This is a genomic window from Rhizobium sp. WSM1328 (assembly GCF_057653715.1).
Genome location: NZ_JBYGKO010000004.1, coordinates 305,305 through 324,192 on the forward strand (window position 1 = coordinate 305,305; position 18,888 = coordinate 324,192).

Sequence of the window (18,888 nt, forward strand, 5' to 3'; positions counted from 1 at the left end):
GTATCGGTTGTGCCGTTGTCGCCGGGTTCTAGCAAGTTGTGCCGCGCGCCGATCGAGGCTTTACGCTTCAGTGAATTTCGGGTGGCTCCTCCAGCCGAAGGCGCGCGGCCATGTTCACGAGGTCGGGAAGAGTTCGGGCGCACATCTTCCGCATGACTTGGCCGCGATGCGCCTTGACGGTGATCTCGCTGATATCCAACTCGTATGCCACTTGCTTGTTGAGAAGTCCTTTGACCACGCGCACCATGACCTCTCGTTCGCGCTTGGTAAGCGCCTCGTAACACCCTTGCAGCGCAAGCAGGTTGCTCTCGTCACGCAACATGGCCGCGCTCTGTTCCAACGCCGAGCTCACGGCCTCCAGGAACGCAACCGTCTCGATCGGTTTGGTAAGGAAATCCAACGCGCCTCCTTTGAGAGCTTTCACGGTCGTCGGGACGTCGCCGAAACCGGACACGAATATGATCGGCATCCTGCTCCGGCTTATCGTAATCATGCTCTGGAGATCGAGGCCGTTCAGTCCTGGCATATTCACGTCAAGAACCAGGCAGCAGGGAGAGGCCAGAACCGGTGCTTCGAGAAAACTATGCGCGGAGTCAAAAAGCAGGGGTCGCCACCCGGCGGAGCCAATCAGCAGCTCCAGCGATTCTCGCACTGAGATGTCGTCATCAACGACGAAGACTGTCGGTCGATCCTGATCGCCTAGGTTCGAAGTCGTCACCGTGGAGGTCATCCGGTACATGTGCTCTCCCAAAGAGCTGTCCAGGTCGTCGCCAACTTCCCGAAAAATGGTATCACAAAATGTGCGCTTGGCGATAAAATCATCAACTCGCTTAGCAAGCCTGGACAGAATGATCGGTCCAGCGGGGAAGTCCATTGTACGATGGTATCGGGCCTGAAGGGTCGCGCGTCACCTGCTTGTTGGGTAGATGGCCCGTCACCGGCAACTTCGCGCGGCTCGCCGGCGCCTAAAGCGGTCAGGAGCAGATAATGGATCGTATCGATGCAATGAAGGTCTTCGTCACTGCGGTTGAAGAAGGAAGCCTGGCGGGCGCCGCTCGTAGGCTGAAGCGGTCCCCGACTGCGATCAGTCGGGCATTGGGTCTGCTTGAGCAACATGTTGGCGTGGAACTCCTTCACCGAACGACAAGGAGTCTAAAGCTCAGCGAAGCGGGCCAGAGATATGTCGAAGCATGTCGCAGGGTGCTTGTCGATCTCGAGGAGGCGGACATGATCGCCGGCTCAGAGCGATCCTCTCCGCGAGGAACGCTGACAATTTCGGCGCCGCCCATCCTGGGCGAAGAGGTGCTCCGGCCGATCCTCGACAGCTTCCTTCTTGAGAACGCCAACGTCTCCGTTCGGCTTTTGATGCTCGATCGCTTCGTGAACCTGGTCGACGAGGGAGTGGACGTCGCCCTGAGGATCGGAAATCTCGCCGACTCGACCCACATGTCCACGCGCATTGGCGGAGATGTTCGCCGCGTCGTGGTCGCCGCGCCGCAATATCTCGACAGTCGAGCCGCAATCACTGAGCCGTCCGATCTCTCCCGCCACGACTTGATCGCCTTCTCGAACTTCGGCCTCGAATCCTGGAGCTTCGCGCCGGCCAAAGGCACTTCCGTCCCAAGAACCGTTCACTTCACCCCACGCTATCTGGTCAACAGCGTCCGAGCGGCTGCGGCATCGGCCGCCGAAGGAATGGGCGTGACCCGGCTCTATTCGTATCACGTCGCAGAATATGTCCGCGACGGTCGCCTCAGGGTCGTTCTTCATCAGGCGGAGCCACCTGCGCTGCCAGTTCACATCCTGGCCCCTCAAGGACGCGCAGCCGTTCCGAAAGTTCGAACCTTCATCGACTTTGCAGTGCCGCGTCTACGTTCGGAACTTGGACGCATCGCCGCCGAATCCGGAAGCCTCGAATAATTGTGCCGAAACGCGGTTGGCTGTCTGCAGGCAAGCGACGGTTCTCCGCGACGCGCTTCCCAGCTAACCTCCCAGTCACGGTGATGAGCTCGGTACCGGCTCGGTGCTCGTCAACCGAGGCCGACGGACGAGTGTCGCCGGTAGCCAGCGGGAACGCCGGCACGAGAGGACCGGCGTTCTTGCGCAATGGTCGGGGCGGAGATGGTTGCCTGGGGCGCAGGCTTTCGTTCAGGAGGTCACGTCGGCAGGGTTTGGCCAGACTGCTCTTTGACCAGATAGTCGGCGTACCATTCTGGCCACGCCTCGTCGTGCTTGCCGCCGTCGCGCTTCTCATGCTCGCCATGGGCGGCCGCGGCCCTGCGCAGCGCCTCTGCGAGGTCGCCCGCGGATGTGAACGCTGCACCTTTGGTGTCGATGCGACCAGGAAGTCTCGCCGTGACTTCCTGTAGGAGCCAGCCGTTTCCGTCCGGGTCGGAGAAGGAGGCGAAAGAACCGTAGCTCGACCGGGAGGGATGTGGTCCTGGCAGCCGCTGGTCGGCACCCTTGTGATGGAAGACGCCGCCGGCGTCGTGAAAGACGCCGCTCATCTCGGCGCCGCGGGAGGCAAGAGCCGCGTGCGCCATCTCGATGTCGGTAACGACCAAGTGGAGGCCTTGAGCGGAACCGGGTGAGGCGGCCGCCACATTCGATCCGAAAATCATGGAGCAAGGCGATCCTGGAGGGGTCACCTGCACGACGCGAAAACCGTCCTTGCCAGAGACGTCGGCGTCGAGCCTCCAGCCAAGGCCGGTGTAGAAGGACTTGGCGCGATCGACGTCGGACACGGGAATGACGACGACTTCGAGCTTCATGTCGATGTGATCCGCGCGCGCGGATTTGGTTGGGGTGGGTTCTTGGATAGCCATCTCGATCTCCCTGTTAATCGCGGTCACTTTCACCGCGATCGGCACGATGCGCCGTCGCTGTCCCCGATGTCCATTGTCCCAAGGTGTCGATGCGTCGAGCAACGTCGGTAACCGATCCATTGGTATCGCCGATACCTTCGAACAATATCCTCGCCAGCCCTGCCGGACGATCCCTAAGACGCATTCCAACCATTCAGTTTCAACGGAGGACGTCATGTCAGCAAGAGTAGAAACGAGAACCGCACTATCGACGACGCGGCGCCAACTGCTTGCAGTCACAGCCGCGACCGCCGCACTCAGCATTCTCCCCAAGCCCGTCAGGGCGGCGACGGAGGGCGATGCTATCCGCCCCTTCAAGTGCGCAATCCCGCAGGAGGAGGTCGATGAGCTGCGCCGCCGTGTCCGTGCGACACGTTGGCCTGGCAAGGAGACGGTTTCCGACCGTTCGCAAGGCGCGCAGCTTCAAAAGCTAAAGCCGCTCGTGGAGTACTGGGGCAAGGAATACGACTGGCGGCGCGGCGAGAAGAAGCTAAACGCGCATACGCAGTTCATGACCAGGATCGACGGCCTCGACATTCACTTCATTCACGTCAAGTCCAAGCACGCGGACGCCCTGCCGCTGATCATGACGCACGGCTGGCCTGGATCGGTGCTCGAACTCGTCAAGACGATCGGGCCGCTCACCGATCCGACCGCGCACGGCGGCGCCGCGGAGGACGCCTTCCACGTCGTCATACCGTCGATGCCCGGCTACGGCTTCTCGGAAGTCCCAAGCGAAACCGGATGGGGCCCGGACCGCATCGGGCGGGCGTGGCACGTGCTGATGAAGCGGCTCGGCTACGACCGTTATGTGTCGCAGGGCGGGGACTGGGGCGCTGTCGTATCCGACAAGATGGCGGCGCAGGCACCGGACGGACTGCTCGGCATTCACACGAACATGCCGGCGACCGTTCCGCCCGACATTGCAAAGGCGCTCGCCGATGGCGAACCCGCGCCGGCCGGGCTTTCCGAAGACGAGAAGGCCGCCTACGAGCAGATGAACGCGCTGTACACGAAGGGCGCGGGCTACGCTTTGATGATGGTCACGCGGCCGCAGACGCTGGGCTATGCGTTGACCGATTCACCGGTCGGTCTCGCCGCCTGGTACTACGACAAGTTCGCCGACTGGACCTATAGCGGCGGCGATCCGGAGAAGTCGCTGAGCAAGGACGAGATGCTCGACGACATCTCTCTCTACTGGTTCACCGGGACGGCCACGTCTGGCGCGCGGCTCTACTGGGAGAACAACGCCAACAACTTCAACGCCGTCGACATCAAGATTCCGGCCGCGATCACCGTCTTTCCCGGCGAGATCTACCAGGCGCCGAAAAGCTGGGCCGAGAAGGCGTACCACAACCTCATCTACTACAGCAAAGTCGACAAGGGCGGGCACTTCGCCGCCTGGGAGCAACCGGAGCTTTTCGCATCGGAGCTGCGTGCGGCGTTCAGAACGCTTCGCTGACAAGCATTCCGAATTCACCTCAATCAAGGAGAACCACAATGACAAACTTTCCAAGAGGCACTGCGCTGATCACCGGTGGATCGTCGGGTATCGGCGCGCTCTACGCCGACAGGCTAGCCCGCCGCGGCTACGACCTGATACTGGTGGCGCGCAGCCAGGATGCGCTCGCCCGGATCAGCAAGGATATCGCAAGTTCGACCGGTCGGAACGTAAAGACCGTCCGGGCCGACCTTGGCCAACGGGACGACCTGCTGAAGGTTGAAGGAATCCTTCGGAGCGACCCGTCGATCACCATGCTCGTCAACAATGCCGGGGTCGGCGCGGTCGAACCGTTGCTCATGTCCGACGTCGAGGCGATGGAAAAAATGATTGCGATCAACGTGACGGCTCTGACTCGTCTCGTCTATGCCGTCGCGCCGTCCTTCGTCGCACGTGAGCACGGCACGATCGTCAACATGGCCTCCGCGTTGGGCGTGGCCCCCGAAATCCTCAACGGGGTCTACGGCGCAACGAAGGCGTTCGTCATCGCTTTGACGTTCTCTCTGCAGAAGGAGCTGGCGGAAAAGAACATCCGGATTCAGGCCGTACTTCCCGGCGCGGTGGAGACGCCTTTCTGGGAGGCATCGGGCGGCTCGCTCGACCGCCTGCCCGACCAGATCGTCATGAAGGCCGAAGATGCGGTCGATGCTGCACTCGCCGGTCTCGACATGGGCGAACTGATGACCCTTCCTTCGGTACCCAACATCGACGACTGGAACGCATACGAGGCGGCTCGTCAGAAGCTGATGCCGAACCTTTCTCGCAACGTTCCTGCCCCGCGCTACCGGACGCCGGCGCTAGCGTCCTGACACCGGTACGACAACACTCAAGAAGCGAGGCAGAGATGTCCGACTGGGATCTTTTGAACCGGTTTCCGCGCGTACGCCTGGTGAACGGACCGACGCCGATCCAGCGGCTGGATCGTCTGGAGCAAGTGCTCGGCGAGAGCCGACGAGGCGTCTCGATCTGGGCGAAGAGAGACGATCTGATGGAACTCGGGGGCGGGGGCAACAAGCTCCGCAAGCTTGAATTCCTCATCGGCCACGCCCGGTCGAAAGGCTGCGATACCCTCGTCGTAACCGGCGGCGTGCAGTCAAATTTCGCCCGTCTGGCCGCGGCCGCCTGCGCCAGAACCGGACTGGCATGCGAGGTCGTTCTGACTCAAATGGTGCCCCGCGGGACCGAGATCTACCAGGCCAACGGCAACGTCTTGTTGGACCGGGTCTTTGGCGCCCGCGTCCACCTCCTCGGCACCGGCGACGATGCGAGCGCGTTCGCCACGGCCCGCGCGTCGGAGATCGCCGCGGCCGGAGGGAAGGCTTTCGTGGGCACGCTTGGCGGTTCGACGCCGGTCGGAGCTCTGGGCTACGTCGACTGCGCATTCGAAATCGCAGCGCAATCGACTGAGATCGGCATCGCGTTCGACCACGTCGTCATCCCGAACGGTAGTGGCGGCATGCACGCCGGTCTGGCCGTGGGAGATGCCCTGGTCGGAAAAAATCCTTCCAGGATCAGAGCATACACCGTGCTCTCGCCAGCGGAGACATGCGTCGCCGCGACGGTGGAGAAGGTCAATGCGGTCTTCGACCTCCTCGGGAAGAAGGACCGAATTCGAGCTGAGGAGCTGGCGATAGACGGCGCGAAGCTCGGTGGCGGCTACGGCGTGCCGACGTGCGAAATGATTGAAGCGATCAGGCTCGTCGGCCGCTCTGAAGGCCTGCTTCTGGATCCCGTCTACGGAGGGAAAGCCTTTGCCGGCCTGCTGTCCGATATCGAAAACGAAGTCATCGCGCCAGGATCGAACGTCCTGTTCGTCATGACGGGAGGTTCTCCTGGGCTTTATGCCTATGCAGACGCCCTGAGTAGCGACTGATCCTCTCCCAGAGGGTCATTATCATCAACCCGACATAAAATTAGGAATGCCATGCCTACGAAACCTAAGATCGCCATCATCATCGGCTCCACCCGACCGACCCGTTTCGCCGACAAGCCCGCACAGTGGATACTGAAGCAGGCTCAGGCCCGCGACGACATCGACGTCGAAATCGTCGATCTGCGTGACCATCCCCTGCCGTTCTTCGACGAGGTGGCGTCGAACGCCTACGCACCCAGCCAGAGTGCCGAAGCCGTTCGTTGGCAGCACACCGTCGCCCGCTACGACGGGTACATCTTCGTTGTCGCGGAATACAATCGCTCGATCACCGGCGTGCTGAAGAACGCCCTCGACCAGTCCTATGTGGAATGGGCGCGCAAGCCGTTCACTGCGATCGCCTACGGCACCGCGGGCGGGTCGCGCGCACTTGAGCATCTTCGCGGAATCGGCGTCGAGCTGCAGATGGTTTCCACGCATGCGGCCGTTCATATCGGCGGCAGCGACTTCTTCACCGTTTTCTCGATGGGCGGCAACAAGCCGATCGAAGAGATCGAAGCAAACCTCCTGCCATCGGCGAAGACTGCGCTGGACGAGCTGGTCTGGTGGGCGAAGGCCACGATGGCTGCGAAGGCTTCAGAGGTCTAACCTCTGCAAGACAAGGAGCGGGGGCGTGAGCCGCCCCCCTCCAGTTTTTATCTTCTACGCGCGAGGGGCGGCCTTAACATCCTTGAGTGGGGCTGGAAGCAGGCCGACCGGAAAGTCCTGGTAGGAGACTGGGCGCAGGAAACGATAGATCGCCAATGTGCCGACCGACGTCGATCTTCCGTCCGACGTCGCCGGATAAGGTCCGCCATGGACCATCGCCGGGGAGACTTCGACGCCCGTCCCGAAGCCGTTGACGAGGAGCCGGCCGGCGAGAAGTTCCAACTGCGGGATCATCTGCGAGGCCGCATCGACGTCCTTGGCATCCACGTGTAGCGCGATCGTCAACTGTCCTTCCAAGGATTCGACCACTTTACGGAGGTCGTCGTCGTCGTGGCAACGAACGATCAGCCCCGCCGCGCCGAACACCTCTTCCTGGAGCTCTGGATTGGCGAGAAAGTCAGCCGCCGTCGTCTCGAAAAGCGCGGCAGACGCTTGATGAGCCGTTCCGTTTTTCCCCGCAGAGACCTGCGAGACGGGCGGTGAAGACGACAGCCTTGCCACGCCCTTTCGATACGCCTCGCAGATGCCGCCTGTCAGCATGGTCTGAGCCGGCGCTTCGGCCAACGCCGCCGCTGCGCTCTCGATGAAAGCGTCGAGGCCCGCTCCCTCGATGGCGATGATCAAACCAGGATTCGTGCAGAATTGACCGGCGCCGAGGGTCAGCGAAGCCGCGAACGATCTCCCGATTTCCGCGCCCCGGCCCAGCAGTGCGTTTGGATAGAGGATTACGGGGTTGATGCTGCTCATTTCGGCGTAGACGGGTATCGGCTGCTTCCGCTCCGACGCGATCTTCATCAACGCGGTGCCGCCGCGGCGCGAGCCGGTGAAGCCAACTGCGCGTACCCGGTGGTCGGCGACCAGGGTCTGGCCGACCTCGAAGCCTGCGTCGAACAACAGCGCGAAAGTCCCCGACGGGAGCCCGCATGCAGCGACGGCGTCGACGACGGCCTTGCCAACCAGTGCAGAGGTTCCGGGATGGGCGGAGTGCGCCTTGACGATCACCGGACAGCCGGCCGCGAGGGCGGAGGCAGTGTCGCCGCCAGCGACGGAAAAGGCTAGGGGGAAGTTCGACGCCCCGAACACTACGACCGGTCCGAGAGCGATGTTGCGGAGCCGAAGATCAGGCTTCGCCACCGGCTTGCGGTCGGCGTCGGCGGGATCGAAACGCAGTTCCTGGAAAACGCCGTCGCGGACTTCCTTGGCGAAGAGCCGAAGCTGTCCGACCGTTCGGGCGCGCTCTCCTTCGATGCGGCCGCGCGGCAGTCCCGTCTCGTCGATTGCTCGCAGGACGAGTTCGTCCCCGATGGCCAGAATTCCTTCCGCGATCGCTTCCAGGAAGCGGGCCCGATCCTCGAGCGATGTTTCCTTGTAGACCGGGAAGGCGTCCCAAGCCAAAGACGCGGCTTGCTCGACCTGCTCCCTGGTCGCGCCCGCAAAGCTCGGCTCCATGGAGCTGCCGCTGGCTGGGTTGATCGCGGAGAATGTCGCGGCCGCGCCGCGCATGCTCGCGCCGCCGATGAGGAGGTCGCCGGAGAGTGTCATCGTGGATCCTTTCGAAACGAAGAGCCGATACTGTCCTCCACTCATGTGGGAGGCTCGACGCTAACCGTTGGCAGTTGGCTTTGACCTCAAATAGGCGTCGACGCGAGGCCTGCCAACCCTCGGCATGCAAATAGTATTACTTTTCAAATGGAGCTGCATCCGGCAAGCTTGATGCCCCCCGAATGCAAGTAGCCCGTAAAATGGCTGCCTACGCCTCCTGGGTGAGGGCGATCGCCGCCACGGTTTCCTTGGTGTCGATGATGGCGCTGGCATAGCTGGGCAGATTGACCTCCAGTGCCGCATGCATCATTTCCGGCGAATAGTCGGCGACCGCATCCTTAACGACGGTCACGTCGTAGCCAAGTTCGGCGGCGTACCGGACGGTTGCTTCGATGCAGGTGTGGGCCACCAATCCGATCACGATGACACGCTGGATGCCATGCCGCTTCAGCTCGAGATCGAGATCGGTGTTGGCAAAGCCGCTCGAGCACCAATGCTCGGATGCGACGACCTCGCCGGCCACGGGCACGAACTCGGCTCTAAACTCACCGCCCCACGTGCCGAACTCGAAGCTCTTGCGGTGCCAGGCCGCACGCTGGATCGGCGCCACATACTTCCAATTCTCGTAGTCTCCGGCCCGATAGCGATGATGCATCGCGAAAAAGACCCGGAGCTTGGCTTCGCGGGCGGCGGTTAGCACTTCGAGCATGTGCGGCACGCAGTTGTTCGCCTCGGCGACCTCCTTGATCCGGGGCCAGATCTTGCCGCCCTCCGAGATGAAGTCGTTGTAGGGGTCAACCACCAGCAGGCCAGTGTTATTCCGATCAAAGGAAAGTTCTGTCATGATGTTTTCCTTCGGCTCAAGCCGCTTTCGTGGCCGAATTCTTCAGGGCCGCGCGCTCAATGCTCGCCGCGAACAGCGGCGTCTCGCCCTTGTTGTGAGCAATCGACATCGGCTGTCGCTGCGTGCGGAAGAGTTCGAACGGGATGCCCTGGCGATCAAGGAAGGCCATCATCTCGTCGGTCGCGTAGGATTGGACGCGGTTGGTGAATTCGCAGCGGTTCGCATCGAGCTTCTTCACACTCAGTTCCCAGGTGACGTGGATGGTGACCCGGCCGTTCGGCGTAAAGACGTCGGAATCGGAGTCGAGGATGAGATGATCCTTTTCGCCGAGTGTTTCGTGGTAATGCTGGACCATCAGACTGCCGCCGATTGTCTCGACATTTATCGACATCCGCGTGCCGTCGTCCGCTGTCGTGAAGCCCGCTGCGATGTGGGCAGGCGAGCATCCCTGGTATTCCTCTTCCGGCAGGTTAAAACACCATGTCGGAATATCGATCGTCTCGATCGGGGCGTTGATGATGGCCGAAAAGCTGGAATCGACGATCTGGTTTTCAAGGCTGTGCATGAGACTTCTCCTTTGTGGTTGAGTGCGTTGAAGGACGTTGATGCCCGCGCGACCTGCCGAGTCCTTGCGCGGGCACCGCCTCGGCCTACTCGTCGGCCAGAGTTTGCGTGTAGTGTCCGAGCCTGGCCTCGATGTCCGGGTCCTTCTGCAGGCCCATGTCCATCAGGCGTCCGATGTTCTTCTGCGCCGCCGGACGCTGGACCGACGTAATGAAGGCGTCCCAGCCTGCGGCGATCTCGGGGTCGCTCGGAAGGCTCGCGAAGTCGACCAGGCGTTTGGTGTCGGCGATCGCCTGGCGATCAAAGCCAGAGATCCGGGTAGCGAGAGCGTCGACGAACGGATCGAGCTTGTCGTCGTCGAAGGCGCGATTAACGTATCCGTACTTCTCAGCGAGATCGCCATTGATGTCGTCGGAGCCAAGCAGGACCTCCAGCGCTCGACCGCGCCCCATCAGCCGCGGTAGCCGCGCCATCGGGCCGCCGCCGGGGACGAGTGCCGCGCCGACCTCCCACTGAGAGAGAATTGCTTTCTGACGGCTCGCGAAGCGCATGTCGCTGGCGAGAGCAAGCTCGCTTCCGACCCCCGTCGCGCGGCCGCGGATCAGCGCGATCGAGACGACTGGCGACTTGCTGATACGGACCAGCATGTCGGGCAGGGGGTGCAAACCGGTCGGGCCAGAAGGGAGGCTGGTGGATTCGGCGAGAGGCGGCGTAAAGTTGTAGTGGGTGAGGAAGAACCCCGGCACAGCGCTGTCGAAGACGACGACTCGAAGATTAGGATCGCTCTCGATTTCGGCCACCACTTTCTCCATCTGAGGGATCGTCTCCGGTCCGAAGATGTTGAAGGGCGGGTTGTCGAAGGTGACGCGCCAGTAGGCGGGCGTCCGCTTATCCACCTTGATCTGTGCATGTTCCCGACTTGGGTCGGCCTTGACCTCTGCAGCACGATCCACTTTCTCGGCGACCTTCGTCTGACCGGAAAGGGCGAGCGCTGGAAGCAGCAGTAGCGCCGCGGCGGTAAGGGCTTTCGACGACATCGCGATGGCGCTTGTCCTGGTTGGTTGTCTGACCTTCATGGTTGGCTCCGTTCTTGAGTTTGTGAGACGAATGCTGGCCCGATCTCGAAGACCAGTTCGACCTCGACGGGCATTCCAAGCGGTATGCTGGAAACGCCGAGGACGACACGGGGAGGGAGCCGGGCGGGACCGAACACATCGAGCAACAGCTCTGACGCTCCATCGGCGACTTTGGGGTGTTCATGGAAATCGGCGGGGCAGGCGATGTAGACTCCCAGCTTGGCGACCGATCGGATCCTGTCCAGCGTTCCTAGCTGCGACTGCGCGGCGGCTAGACCACTAAGGCAGGCCGCCCGCGCCGCGTCGTAGCCTTCGGCGACGGACAGCTCGCGGCCGACGAGGCCCGTATAGAGTGGCAAATGTCCGGCGACCGGTAGCATGCCGCTTAGGAAAAGCAGCGAGCCGCTTTGGAACGCTTCGACATACGCGCCGAATGGCGTGGGCGCCTTCGGGAGGCATATCGCCAGTTCCTTGATGCGCGCCTCAGCGCTCGCGACTACCATTTGCCCAGATGTGCGCCGTTGTCGACGTGCAGCACCTCCCCGGTGATGTTGGAGGATTCCGTCAGATAGACGACGCCGTCGACGATCTCCTGAACCGCCGTGATAGTCCCCATCGGCGACAAGGATTCGAGGAAGGACCGCGGGTTTTTCGCATGGAGAGGAGTGTCGACCACCCCCGGAGACAGGGCGTTGACGCGGATGTTGTCCTTGGCGAACTCCAGCGCCAGGCTCTTGGTGACGGCGTTGAGGCCGCCCTTGGTGACCATTGGAAGCGACGCGGTCACGCCGGCAATCGGATGGTCCGTCAGCGACGACGTGATCGTCACGACGCTCCCGCCGGACTTCTGGCGCAGCATTTGTCCGATCGCGCGCTGCGTGAAATGGAGGAATCCCTCGACGTTCGTCGCGCACAGGCGCCGGAAATCGTCGATGGTGTATTCGAGGAACGGTTTGGTGAAGAACACTCCGGCATTGTTCACGAGTGCGTCGATCGAGCCGAACTGCTCAATCGCTGCCGCCGCCGCCCGCTCGGCGGTTTTCGGATCCGCGACGTCGCCGCTGATCAGTTCCAATCGCCCCGCACGGTCGAAAAGCGTGCTCTCGCTGATGTTCCGAGAGGTTCCGACGACGTTCCAGCCCTTGTCCAGGAACGTCTTGACGAGTCCGGCTCCGATCCCTTGCGACGCGCCCGTGATGATAACAGTCTTATGCACGCTCATGCCTGCCTCCGTTGTGGCGACGCGGGTACCCTTCGTCCGCCAGGTGGCGGTCGGTCGCTTTGTTCCTCGTGTGATGCGTTGATCCAGCCATCGGCCGGGAGCTTCCCGGCGGTCGCGCCGTCGTCCGCTCTGCCACGACAATCGCGCCGAAAATCGGGCCCCGATATTGTACCAAGGTGTTCCCGATACCTTCGGATTGGGTCGCTCTTCAGGACACCAAGGTCCAATAGACGCGGGTCAGTGGCCGGAGGTATCAGCGTTGCAACGTCACGCATGACAAGGAGTCCACATGACCCGCTGGCCGGATCGCCGAATTCTCGACCTGTTTGGAATCGAGCTTCCCATCATCCAGGCGCCGATGGCCGGAGCCACGACGGTCGAAATGGTCGTCGCCGCGGCCAAGGCCGGCGGTCTGGGATCTCTCCCAAGCGCTCAGTTAAACGTCGAGGGGCTGCGTCAGGCCCTCCATGAGATCCGCGGCGCTACCCACGCGCCTGTGAACGTGAACTTCTTCTCACATGTTTCCCCCGCCGAAGATGTGGCAGCGCAGATGCGATGGAGAGCCCTGCTCGCGCGCTACTTCGTAGACGCAGGACTTGACCCCGCCGCGCCGATCGCCGCGGCGGGCCGTGCACCATTCGACTCTTCGTTTTGCGAGGTGGTCGAGGAGTTGAAACCGGAGGTCGTGAGCTTTCATTTCGGGCTGCCCGAAAAGTCACTGGTGCAGCGTGTGAAGGCGACAGGCGCGAAGATCATATCATCCGCCACGACCGTGGCCGAGGCCGTCTGGCTCGAAAAAAACGGCGTCGACGCGGTCATCGCCATGGGTTTCGAGGCCGGCGGACATCGCGGGAATTTTTTGAGCCAGGACATGACGACACAGGTTGGAATCATGGCGCTCCTGCCCCAGGTGGTCGACGCGGTGCGGGTGCCGGTCATCGCCGCCGGCGGGATCGCCGACGGGAGAGGTGTCGCCGCCGCCCTGATGCTCGGAGCTTCCGCCGTCCAGGTCGGGACAGCCTACCTGTTCTGCCCTGAGGCGAGGATTCCCGCAGTTCAGGCAGAGGCGCTGGCTTCGGCCCGAGACGACAGCACCGCGATAACGAACGTTTTTACCGGCCGTCCAGCGAGAGGCATCGTAAACCGTCTGATGCGCGATTTAGGTCCAATCTCAGATGCCGTGCCCGCATTTCCAACTGCCGGAGGAGCTCTCGTTCCCATCAGAGCAAAAGCCGAGGCGGAGTCGAGGAACGATTTTACGAACCTCTGGTCGGGGCAGGCCTCCCGTCTTGCTTTGAAAGTTGGTGCCGAGGAATTGACGCGAGAGCTCTACCAATCCGCGTTGGACGTTATCGCACGCCGCAGTCCTACCTGACGGCATCCCGCAGATCCTTCCGGATCCCGGCAGACAGCCTGCCGCAGACTGACGGTTCACGCAGACCTCGACCAATCTACCTGAAGGGGAGCAGCCGTCGCGCGAATTCGTGGCGACATATCTCCAATCGAACAAAGGACAGCGTCATGTCTAAACACAGCCCCAGCCCATATGTGGTCGTGCTCGCGGGATCGGCGTCCCTCGCCATCGCCATGGGCGTCGGTCGGTTCGCATTCACTCCAATTCTGCCGATGATGCTACACGACGGCGTCGTTGATCTTTCGCGAGCCGGAGGACTCGCGACTGCCAACTACGTCGGCTACCTGGTCGGTGCATTGGCAGCGATGGCAGTACCCAAGAGGTGGGACCATACCTTCGTCATACGCCTGACACTGGTGGCCACGGTTCTGCTTACGGCTCTGATGTCAGTGCCCTATGCCGAGGCCTGGGTCGCTCTTCGGTTCTTGGCGGGCGTCGCTTCGGCGATCGGATTCGTCTTCACCTCCGGTTGGTGTCTCGCCCAGCTTTCGGGAACCGGCAGCTCGATAGGAAGCGCCATATTCACGGGACCCGGCGCAGGCATCGCCGTGTCCGGGCTGGCCGCCAGCGGGATGACCATTCTCGGGCTGTCCGGCCACACCGCCTGGCTGATATTCGCCGCGATCTCCGCCACGATCAGCGGGATCATCTGGAAGACCTTCGGCGAGAGCGCGAAGCCATCCGACGCCTATTCGGTGGGGGCGCCGACGCGCGCCTCCGGCAAGGTGCCGAAATCGGAAATGCCTCTATTTGCGATCGCATACGGGCTGGCCGGCTTCGGCTACATCGTCACGGCGACCTATCTTCCGGTGATCGCGAAGAACAGCATTCCTGGTTCACCCTTGCTCACCGTCTTCTGGCCGCTTTTCGGGGTCGCGGCAGTCGTCGGATCGCTGCTGGCGGCGCGCGTTCCGCATAGCGCCGACGTGCGGCTCCATCTGATTGCCGCATACCTCGTGCAGGCGGTCGGGGTGGGGCTGTCGGTTATCTGGCAGGACGCTTTCGGCCTTGCACTCAGCAGCGTTCTCGTAGGCCTGCCGTTCACTGCGATCAGCTTCTTCGCCATGAACGAAGTTAGGCGGATCAGATCGAGCCACCACGCGCGTTACATGGGACTGCTGACGGCGGTGTTCGCGATCGGACAGATCATGGGGCCGCCTGCCGTAGGAGTGATCATGAGGCATGTGGTGAACGTAGACGCCTGGTTCGATCTCGCGCTTGCCGTCGCCAGCATCGCGCTCGTAGTCGGCGCCGCGATCTATGTTGCGATGATCCTGCTGTTTCCAAGCGAGCGGAATGCGAGGACCGCAGGGCGCTCGGTCCGTCCCACTTGAAAATCACGCGCTTCTATCTTCTCCGATGCGATCGTCGCGTATCTCCAAATTTATGCTCGACACCATCGTACAATAGAAGGGTTGGTATCGATTGCGCATGCTGCCCTGACGTAGAGACGGGTAAACCAAGTTGGCCAGTACGAGGAGAGCTACATGCTTTCCAAGAGTGCGTCAGCCACCTTTGAGGAAGTACGGAGAAAATCAATGGACCGGCATCTCACAGAAGTTAACGGCGGCGAGACGGCGCAGGACGATGGAACCGCCTTGGATGCTTTGATACAATTCTATCGAGCCTTTAACGCTGGCGATCTCAAAGGGCTGGAACAGGTCTGGCTCGGCGGCTCGGATCCCAGCATGGACAATCCGATCGGCGGCATCCGCCGCGGTTGGGACCAGATCGCCGACGGGTATTCAAAGCTCTTCAAGGGAAAAACGAAGGTTCAGGTGACCTTCCACGACTTTACGAGCCAGGGCGGCGACGAGTGGCACCTGTTCGTCGGCCGCGAACGCGGAGTATGTCAGACGGCGACAGAGACGCTTGATGTCGCCTTCCGGACGACCCGGTGGTTTGTACGCAAGGACGGCGGTTGGCGACAGCTTCACCATCATGGGTCCGTCGAAGATCCGCAGATGCTGGCTGCCTATCGGAAACTGATCTTCGGTTGAAGAGATGGTGCGCCGGCAAACGTCGGCGCTCCGCGCGACGCGCACCCGCTAGTCGCGAAGCTGTCCACGCACCAAAGGCGCGACGTCGGTTCCCAGCAGCTCGATCGAACGACGCATCGCTTCCGCGTCGAGCGCGGCGGTGCTCATCTGAAAGGTGATGCGAGCAATTCCTCCCAACGTTCTGTTAACATGGGATATCTTGGCAGCCACCGTCTGGGGGCTGCCGACGAGGAACGCGCCACCCGGCCCGCACATATGCTCGAACTGAGCCTGCGTCGGCGGCGGCCAGCCGCGCTCTCTTCCGGCGTCCGTGAACATTTGGAACCAGCCGGGGAAAAACGCTTTCTTTGCGGCCACGTCGGTCTCTCCGACAAAGCCAAGAGCGTGGACGCCTATCCGCTGGTTTTCAGCGGGATGCCCGGCGACGAGCCATGCTCGACGATAGAGCTCGACCAGGGGCAGAAAGCGCTCGAAGCTCCCTCCGATGATGGCCACCATCAGCGGGAGGCCGAGAGTCCCTGCGCGGACGAAGGATTCGGGCGTGCCGCCAGCGCCAAGCCAGATTGGCAATTTGGGCTGATGCGGACGAGGGAAGACACCCTCGCCATTCATCGCAGGACGAAACCGGCCCTGCCACTTGATGTTGGGCTGCTCCCTGATCTTGAGCAGTAGGTCCAGCTTTTCCGCAAACAGCGCATCGTAGTCCCTCAGGTCGAAGCCAAACAGGGGATAGGCCTCCACGGAAGAGCCACGACCGACCACGATCTCCGCTCGTCCGCGGGATATCAGGTCCAGCGTTGCGAACTCCTGGAAAAGCCGGACGGGATCGGAGGCGCTAAGGACGGCGACGGCGCTCGTCAGCCTTATCGACTTGGTGCGCGCCGCCGCTGCGGCAAGTATCACGGCGGGCGCGGAATCAAGCGCGTTTTCCCTGTGGTGTTCGCCCATTCCGAAGACGTCCAGACCGACCTGGTCCGCCAGCTCCACCTCGGAAAGTACGCTCTCCATTCGATCGACGGCCGACTGCAGGCGACCCGTGTCAGAGTCGGGCAGGAGCATCGCAAAACTATCGATACCGATTTCCAAAGTTGAATCCTTTCAAGGAGCTCGCACCCGGAGCCACGGCGTTCTGACGCCTTCCCGGCGGAAGCGCTTCCCATCTCACGACTAGGCGATGCCTCGCCAGTGTGGTTTTTCGGATGGAGATCATCGATTTTTTCGATAATTGAGCGCGTCGGGACCCCGGTTGCTCACGCCCAGGAATCGACATCTCTTACCGCCTTGGCGAACGCCTCGGGCGCCTCCTGCGGCAAATTGTGGCCGATCCCGCCCGCCGCGAGACGGTGTTCGTATTTCGCCTTGAACTTTGCGGCGTAGGCGTTGGGATCCGGATGAGGCGCTCCGTTGGCGTCGCCCTCCATCGTGATCGTCGGCACATGGATCTCGGGACCGGCCGCAAGCCTGGTCTCGAATTCGTCGAACCGTTTTTCACCTTCCGTCAGGCCCAGCCGCCAGCGGTAGTTATGAACGACGATCGAGACGTGATCGGGATTGGTAAATGCTTCTGCACTCCGATCGAAGGTCGTGTCGTCGAACTTCCACTGCGGCGAGGCGAGACGCCAGATCAGCTTGGCGAAGTCGTTCGTATATTTTTCATAGCCGTCGCGACCGCGGTTCGTGGCGAAGTAGAACTGATACCACCACTGAACCTCCGCGGCTGGGGGCAGGGGCGCCTTTCCAGCAGCTTGGTTCCCTATGAGATAGCCGCTGACGGATACTAAACCCCTGCATCGTTCTGGCCAGAGCGCTGCGACGATGTCGGCGGTCCGCGCACCCCAGTCGAACCCGGCGACCGTCGCCTTTTCAATCTTCAAGGCGTCCATCAGCTTGAGGGCGTCGACAGCAAGCGCCGACTGTTGGCCGTTCCGCATAGTGTCATCGGACAGGAATCTAGTGCTGCCGTATCCGCGCAGATGCGGCACGATCACACGATGACCACGCTCCGCGAGCAAAGGCGCCACCTCGGCGAAGGCGTTGATGTCGTAGGGCCAGCCGTGGAACAGCATAACGGGCGAGCCGTCTTCAGGACCGAGCTCGGCGTATCCGACATTCAGGTCTCCGGCGTCGATACGCTTGTCGGCAACCAGGCCCATACCCTTGTGCCGTACCGGCCCTTTGATCTGCTCGGCACCTTCGACGCGCCCTGCGAGGATTCCTGCGGCCGTCAGCCCGAGTGCCACTCCGCCAAAGGAGCGGCGTGTCCAGGTCGCGTTGTTTGAGTTGCTCATGGCTGTGTCTCCAAAGATCGCTTGTTGAATGCCTGCCGCACGACAGGCCCTTGCGAGTCCATTTCAGACAGGTGGCAGAAACGCGCTACTGTCCAATGGTGTCGGGTCAGCTACGGCTCGTGCTTAAACATGGAGGCGCTGCGGCGCCTCAGAACGCCGAAAGTTCGTTCGCGACGGAGCCTGACGCGGGGCCGAGCCTTGCGGCCATATACAAAAGGTCAGGAAGTGTTCTCGCGTTCATCTTTCTCATTAGCCGGCCACGATGAGCTTTGACGGTGATCTCGCTAATGTTCAACTTGAAGGCCACCTGCTTGTTCAGCAAGCCTTCCACCACGAACTTCATGACTTGCCGTTCTCGCGGTGTCAGCGTGAGAAAATAGGCTTCCAAACGGTTCGCCTCGTTGAACGCACGAATAGATGCGTTTACCTCCTCCGCAATTACGGCGGGATCATCCTGCTTGGGGAGGAAGGTCACCCGGAATCTGGTTGTGGCAACAGACGTGGCCGGACTGCCGCTAGGGGTGACGACGATGATTGGGCAGTGCACGGCGTAAGAACAAATCAATCGCGCTAGATCTGAAACCGGCAGATCGGCCATGCTTGCGTCAACAAGGATGCAGTTGAAGCGTCCAGATTGGGCACCGCTGAGCAAGTCGTGCGCTGAGGTGAACCGTTGTAGTCGCCGGCCCATGCCCGAAATATGTAGATGCAAATTGGGATCGAATTCGGTCCCGTTATCCAATACGGCGACCAAAGCATCGCTGTAGAGTGTTGTCGCCATTGTCGAGAGATCAGTCGGTTTTTTTGTGGGGAACATGCCATTCGTCCTCATCGATCGTGCACGCGACGTGCTGCGGCTGGGAGATTGTTATGAATGCTTCACGCTGCTCGTAATGAAGGTGCTCCGCGATTTTTAAACCGGCACGCATGCGTTCGCGACTTAAGTGGTGTGAGAGATCCTGAAAAAAGCTGAAGTATTCCCTTACCAGTTGTTG

The 18,888-nt window shown here is 61.6% G+C and carries 19 protein-coding genes; 8 read left to right on the forward strand and 11 right to left on the reverse strand.

The window, feature by feature from the left end; all coding sequences use genetic code 11:
* Positions 1-67: 67 nt before the first annotated feature.
* Entirely contained in the window at positions 68-739 is a 672-nt protein-coding gene (locus tag AC2444_RS32660) for a response regulator transcription factor (protein WP_012763368.1), read from the reverse strand.
* A 248-nt stretch (positions 740-987) separates the two neighbouring features.
* Between AC2444_RS32660 and AC2444_RS32665 the strand changes: the two genes are divergently transcribed.
* Complete coding sequence (locus AC2444_RS32665) at positions 988-1,920, forward strand: LysR family transcriptional regulator (RefSeq protein ID WP_017996550.1); 933 nt, start codon at positions 988-990, stop codon at positions 1,918-1,920.
* Positions 1,921-2,156: 236 nt separating this feature from the next.
* On the opposite strand, the gene AC2444_RS32670 is transcribed toward AC2444_RS32665, so the two are convergent.
* The gene (locus tag AC2444_RS32670; protein ID WP_017996549.1) at positions 2,157-2,825 is read right to left on the reverse strand and encodes a VOC family protein; all 669 of its coding nucleotides are present in this window, start codon (positions 2,823-2,825) and stop codon (positions 2,157-2,159) included.
* Between the two features lie 214 nt (positions 2,826-3,039).
* Here AC2444_RS32670 and AC2444_RS32675 point away from each other — a divergent pair, with 214 nt between their 5' ends.
* Genes AC2444_RS32675 through AC2444_RS32690 form a run of 4 tightly spaced genes read left to right on the forward strand, consistent with a single transcriptional unit; the run spans position 3,040 to position 6,883 of the window.
* Positions 3,040-4,326 (forward strand): epoxide hydrolase family protein, encoded by a 1,287-nt coding sequence (locus AC2444_RS32675; protein WP_128438599.1) that lies wholly within the window; start codon positions 3,040-3,042, stop codon positions 4,324-4,326.
* A gap of 38 nt (positions 4,327-4,364) precedes the next feature.
* Positions 4,365-5,174, forward strand: coding sequence for an SDR family NAD(P)-dependent oxidoreductase (locus AC2444_RS32680; protein WP_012763364.1), 810 nt, complete (start codon positions 4,365-4,367; stop codon positions 5,172-5,174).
* Positions 5,175-5,209: 35 nt separating this feature from the next.
* Entirely contained in the window at positions 5,210-6,238 is a 1,029-nt protein-coding gene (locus tag AC2444_RS32685) for a D-cysteine desulfhydrase family protein (protein ID WP_128407878.1), read from the forward strand.
* A 51-nt stretch (positions 6,239-6,289) separates the two neighbouring features.
* The gene (locus AC2444_RS32690; protein ID WP_017996547.1) at positions 6,290-6,883 is read left to right on the forward strand and encodes an NADPH-dependent FMN reductase; all 594 of its coding nucleotides are present in this window, start codon (positions 6,290-6,292) and stop codon (positions 6,881-6,883) included.
* 54 nt (positions 6,884-6,937) lie between these two features.
* Here the strand turns inward: AC2444_RS32690 and AC2444_RS32695 are convergent, their stop codons facing one another.
* From AC2444_RS32695 to AC2444_RS32720, 6 genes are all read right to left on the reverse strand, one after another.
* Complete coding sequence (locus tag AC2444_RS32695) at positions 6,938-8,485, reverse strand: aldehyde dehydrogenase (NADP(+)) (protein WP_012763361.1); 1,548 nt, start codon at positions 8,483-8,485, stop codon at positions 6,938-6,940.
* Between the two features lie 208 nt (positions 8,486-8,693).
* Complete coding sequence (locus AC2444_RS32700) at positions 8,694-9,329, reverse strand: cysteine hydrolase family protein (RefSeq protein WP_012763360.1); 636 nt, start codon at positions 9,327-9,329, stop codon at positions 8,694-8,696.
* Positions 9,330-9,345: 16 nt separating this feature from the next.
* Positions 9,346-9,894 carry a hypothetical protein gene (locus tag AC2444_RS32705; RefSeq protein ID WP_012763359.1) on the reverse strand — a complete coding sequence of 183 codons (549 nt, stop codon included), beginning with the start codon at positions 9,892-9,894 and terminating at the stop codon, positions 9,346-9,348.
* Between the two features lie 85 nt (positions 9,895-9,979).
* Complete coding sequence (locus tag AC2444_RS32710) at positions 9,980-10,969, reverse strand: enoyl-CoA hydratase/isomerase family protein (protein ID WP_164902785.1); 990 nt, start codon at positions 10,967-10,969, stop codon at positions 9,980-9,982.
* The gene (locus AC2444_RS32715; protein WP_128438601.1) at positions 10,966-11,472 is read right to left on the reverse strand and encodes a RidA family protein; all 507 of its coding nucleotides are present in this window, start codon (positions 11,470-11,472) and stop codon (positions 10,966-10,968) included. The genes AC2444_RS32710 and AC2444_RS32715 overlap by 4 nt, the downstream gene beginning before the upstream one ends.
* Positions 11,466-12,191 (reverse strand): SDR family NAD(P)-dependent oxidoreductase, encoded by a 726-nt coding sequence (locus AC2444_RS32720; RefSeq protein ID WP_012763356.1) that lies wholly within the window; start codon positions 12,189-12,191, stop codon positions 11,466-11,468. The genes AC2444_RS32715 and AC2444_RS32720 overlap by 7 nt, the downstream gene beginning before the upstream one ends.
* Positions 12,192-12,480: 289 nt before the next feature.
* Here AC2444_RS32720 and AC2444_RS32725 point away from each other — a divergent pair, with 289 nt between their 5' ends.
* From AC2444_RS32725 to AC2444_RS32735, 3 genes are all read left to right on the forward strand, one after another.
* The gene (locus AC2444_RS32725) at positions 12,481-13,566 is read left to right on the forward strand and encodes an NAD(P)H-dependent flavin oxidoreductase (RefSeq protein ID WP_128449768.1); all 1,086 of its coding nucleotides are present in this window, start codon (positions 12,481-12,483) and stop codon (positions 13,564-13,566) included.
* A gap of 146 nt (positions 13,567-13,712) precedes the next feature.
* Positions 13,713-14,939, forward strand: a complete 1,227-nt coding sequence (locus AC2444_RS32730; protein WP_128449767.1) for a YbfB/YjiJ family MFS transporter — start codon at positions 13,713-13,715, stop codon at positions 14,937-14,939.
* A gap of 204 nt (positions 14,940-15,143) precedes the next feature.
* On the forward strand, positions 15,144-15,605 hold the full coding sequence (locus tag AC2444_RS32735; RefSeq protein ID WP_012763353.1) for a YybH family protein: 462 nt from the start codon (positions 15,144-15,146) through the stop codon (positions 15,603-15,605).
* 48 nt (positions 15,606-15,653) lie between these two features.
* On the opposite strand, the gene AC2444_RS32740 is transcribed toward AC2444_RS32735, so the two are convergent.
* From AC2444_RS32740 to AC2444_RS32750, 3 genes are all read right to left on the reverse strand, one after another.
* Positions 15,654-16,691, reverse strand: a complete 1,038-nt coding sequence (locus AC2444_RS32740; protein ID WP_128438603.1) for an LLM class flavin-dependent oxidoreductase — start codon at positions 16,689-16,691, stop codon at positions 15,654-15,656.
* 164 nt (positions 16,692-16,855) lie between these two features.
* A complete protein-coding gene (locus tag AC2444_RS32745) occupies positions 16,856-17,893 on the reverse strand; it encodes an alpha/beta fold hydrolase (RefSeq protein ID WP_128449766.1) in 1,038 nt (345 codons plus the stop codon).
* Positions 17,894-18,041: 148 nt separating this feature from the next.
* Positions 18,042-18,710, reverse strand: a complete 669-nt coding sequence (locus AC2444_RS32750) for a response regulator transcription factor (protein ID WP_017996539.1) — start codon at positions 18,708-18,710, stop codon at positions 18,042-18,044.
* Positions 18,711-18,888: the final 178 nt, after the last annotated feature.

Excerpts from the sequence above, each read along its gene's own strand:
- AC2444_RS32660 (WP_012763368.1), bottom strand. The coding sequence starts at position 739 with ATGTACCGGATGACCTCCACGGTGACGACTTCGAACCTAGGCGATCAG.
- AC2444_RS32665 (WP_017996550.1), top strand. The coding sequence starts at position 988 with ATGGATCGTATCGATGCAATGAAGGTCTTCGTCACTGCGGTTGAAGAA.
- AC2444_RS32670 (WP_017996549.1), bottom strand. The coding sequence starts at position 2,825 with ATGGCTATCCAAGAACCCACCCCAACCAAATCCGCGCGCGCGGATCAC.
- AC2444_RS32675 (WP_128438599.1), top strand. The coding sequence starts at position 3,040 with ATGTCAGCAAGAGTAGAAACGAGAACCGCACTATCGACGACGCGGCGC.
- AC2444_RS32680 (WP_012763364.1), top strand. The coding sequence starts at position 4,365 with ATGACAAACTTTCCAAGAGGCACTGCGCTGATCACCGGTGGATCGTCG.
- AC2444_RS32685 (WP_128407878.1), top strand. The coding sequence starts at position 5,210 with ATGTCCGACTGGGATCTTTTGAACCGGTTTCCGCGCGTACGCCTGGTG.
- AC2444_RS32690 (WP_017996547.1), top strand. The coding sequence starts at position 6,290 with ATGCCTACGAAACCTAAGATCGCCATCATCATCGGCTCCACCCGACCG.
- AC2444_RS32695 (WP_012763361.1), bottom strand. The coding sequence starts at position 8,485 with ATGACACTCTCCGGCGACCTCCTCATCGGCGGCGCGAGCATGCGCGGC.
- AC2444_RS32700 (WP_012763360.1), bottom strand. The coding sequence starts at position 9,329 with ATGACAGAACTTTCCTTTGATCGGAATAACACTGGCCTGCTGGTGGTT.
- AC2444_RS32705 (WP_012763359.1), bottom strand. The coding sequence starts at position 9,894 with ATGCACAGCCTTGAAAACCAGATCGTCGATTCCAGCTTTTCGGCCATC.
- AC2444_RS32710 (WP_164902785.1), bottom strand. The coding sequence starts at position 10,969 with ATGAAGGTCAGACAACCAACCAGGACAAGCGCCATCGCGATGTCGTCG.
- AC2444_RS32715 (WP_128438601.1), bottom strand. The coding sequence starts at position 11,472 with ATGGTAGTCGCGAGCGCTGAGGCGCGCATCAAGGAACTGGCGATATGC.
- AC2444_RS32720 (WP_012763356.1), bottom strand. The coding sequence starts at position 12,191 with ATGAGCGTGCATAAGACTGTTATCATCACGGGCGCGTCGCAAGGGATC.
- AC2444_RS32725 (WP_128449768.1), top strand. The coding sequence starts at position 12,481 with ATGACCCGCTGGCCGGATCGCCGAATTCTCGACCTGTTTGGAATCGAG.
- AC2444_RS32730 (WP_128449767.1), top strand. The coding sequence starts at position 13,713 with ATGTCTAAACACAGCCCCAGCCCATATGTGGTCGTGCTCGCGGGATCG.
- AC2444_RS32735 (WP_012763353.1), top strand. The coding sequence starts at position 15,144 with ATGGACCGGCATCTCACAGAAGTTAACGGCGGCGAGACGGCGCAGGAC.
- AC2444_RS32745 (WP_128449766.1), bottom strand. The coding sequence starts at position 17,893 with ATGAGCAACTCAAACAACGCGACCTGGACACGCCGCTCCTTTGGCGGA.
- AC2444_RS32750 (WP_017996539.1), bottom strand. The coding sequence starts at position 18,710 with ATGTTCCCCACAAAAAAACCGACTGATCTCTCGACAATGGCGACAACA.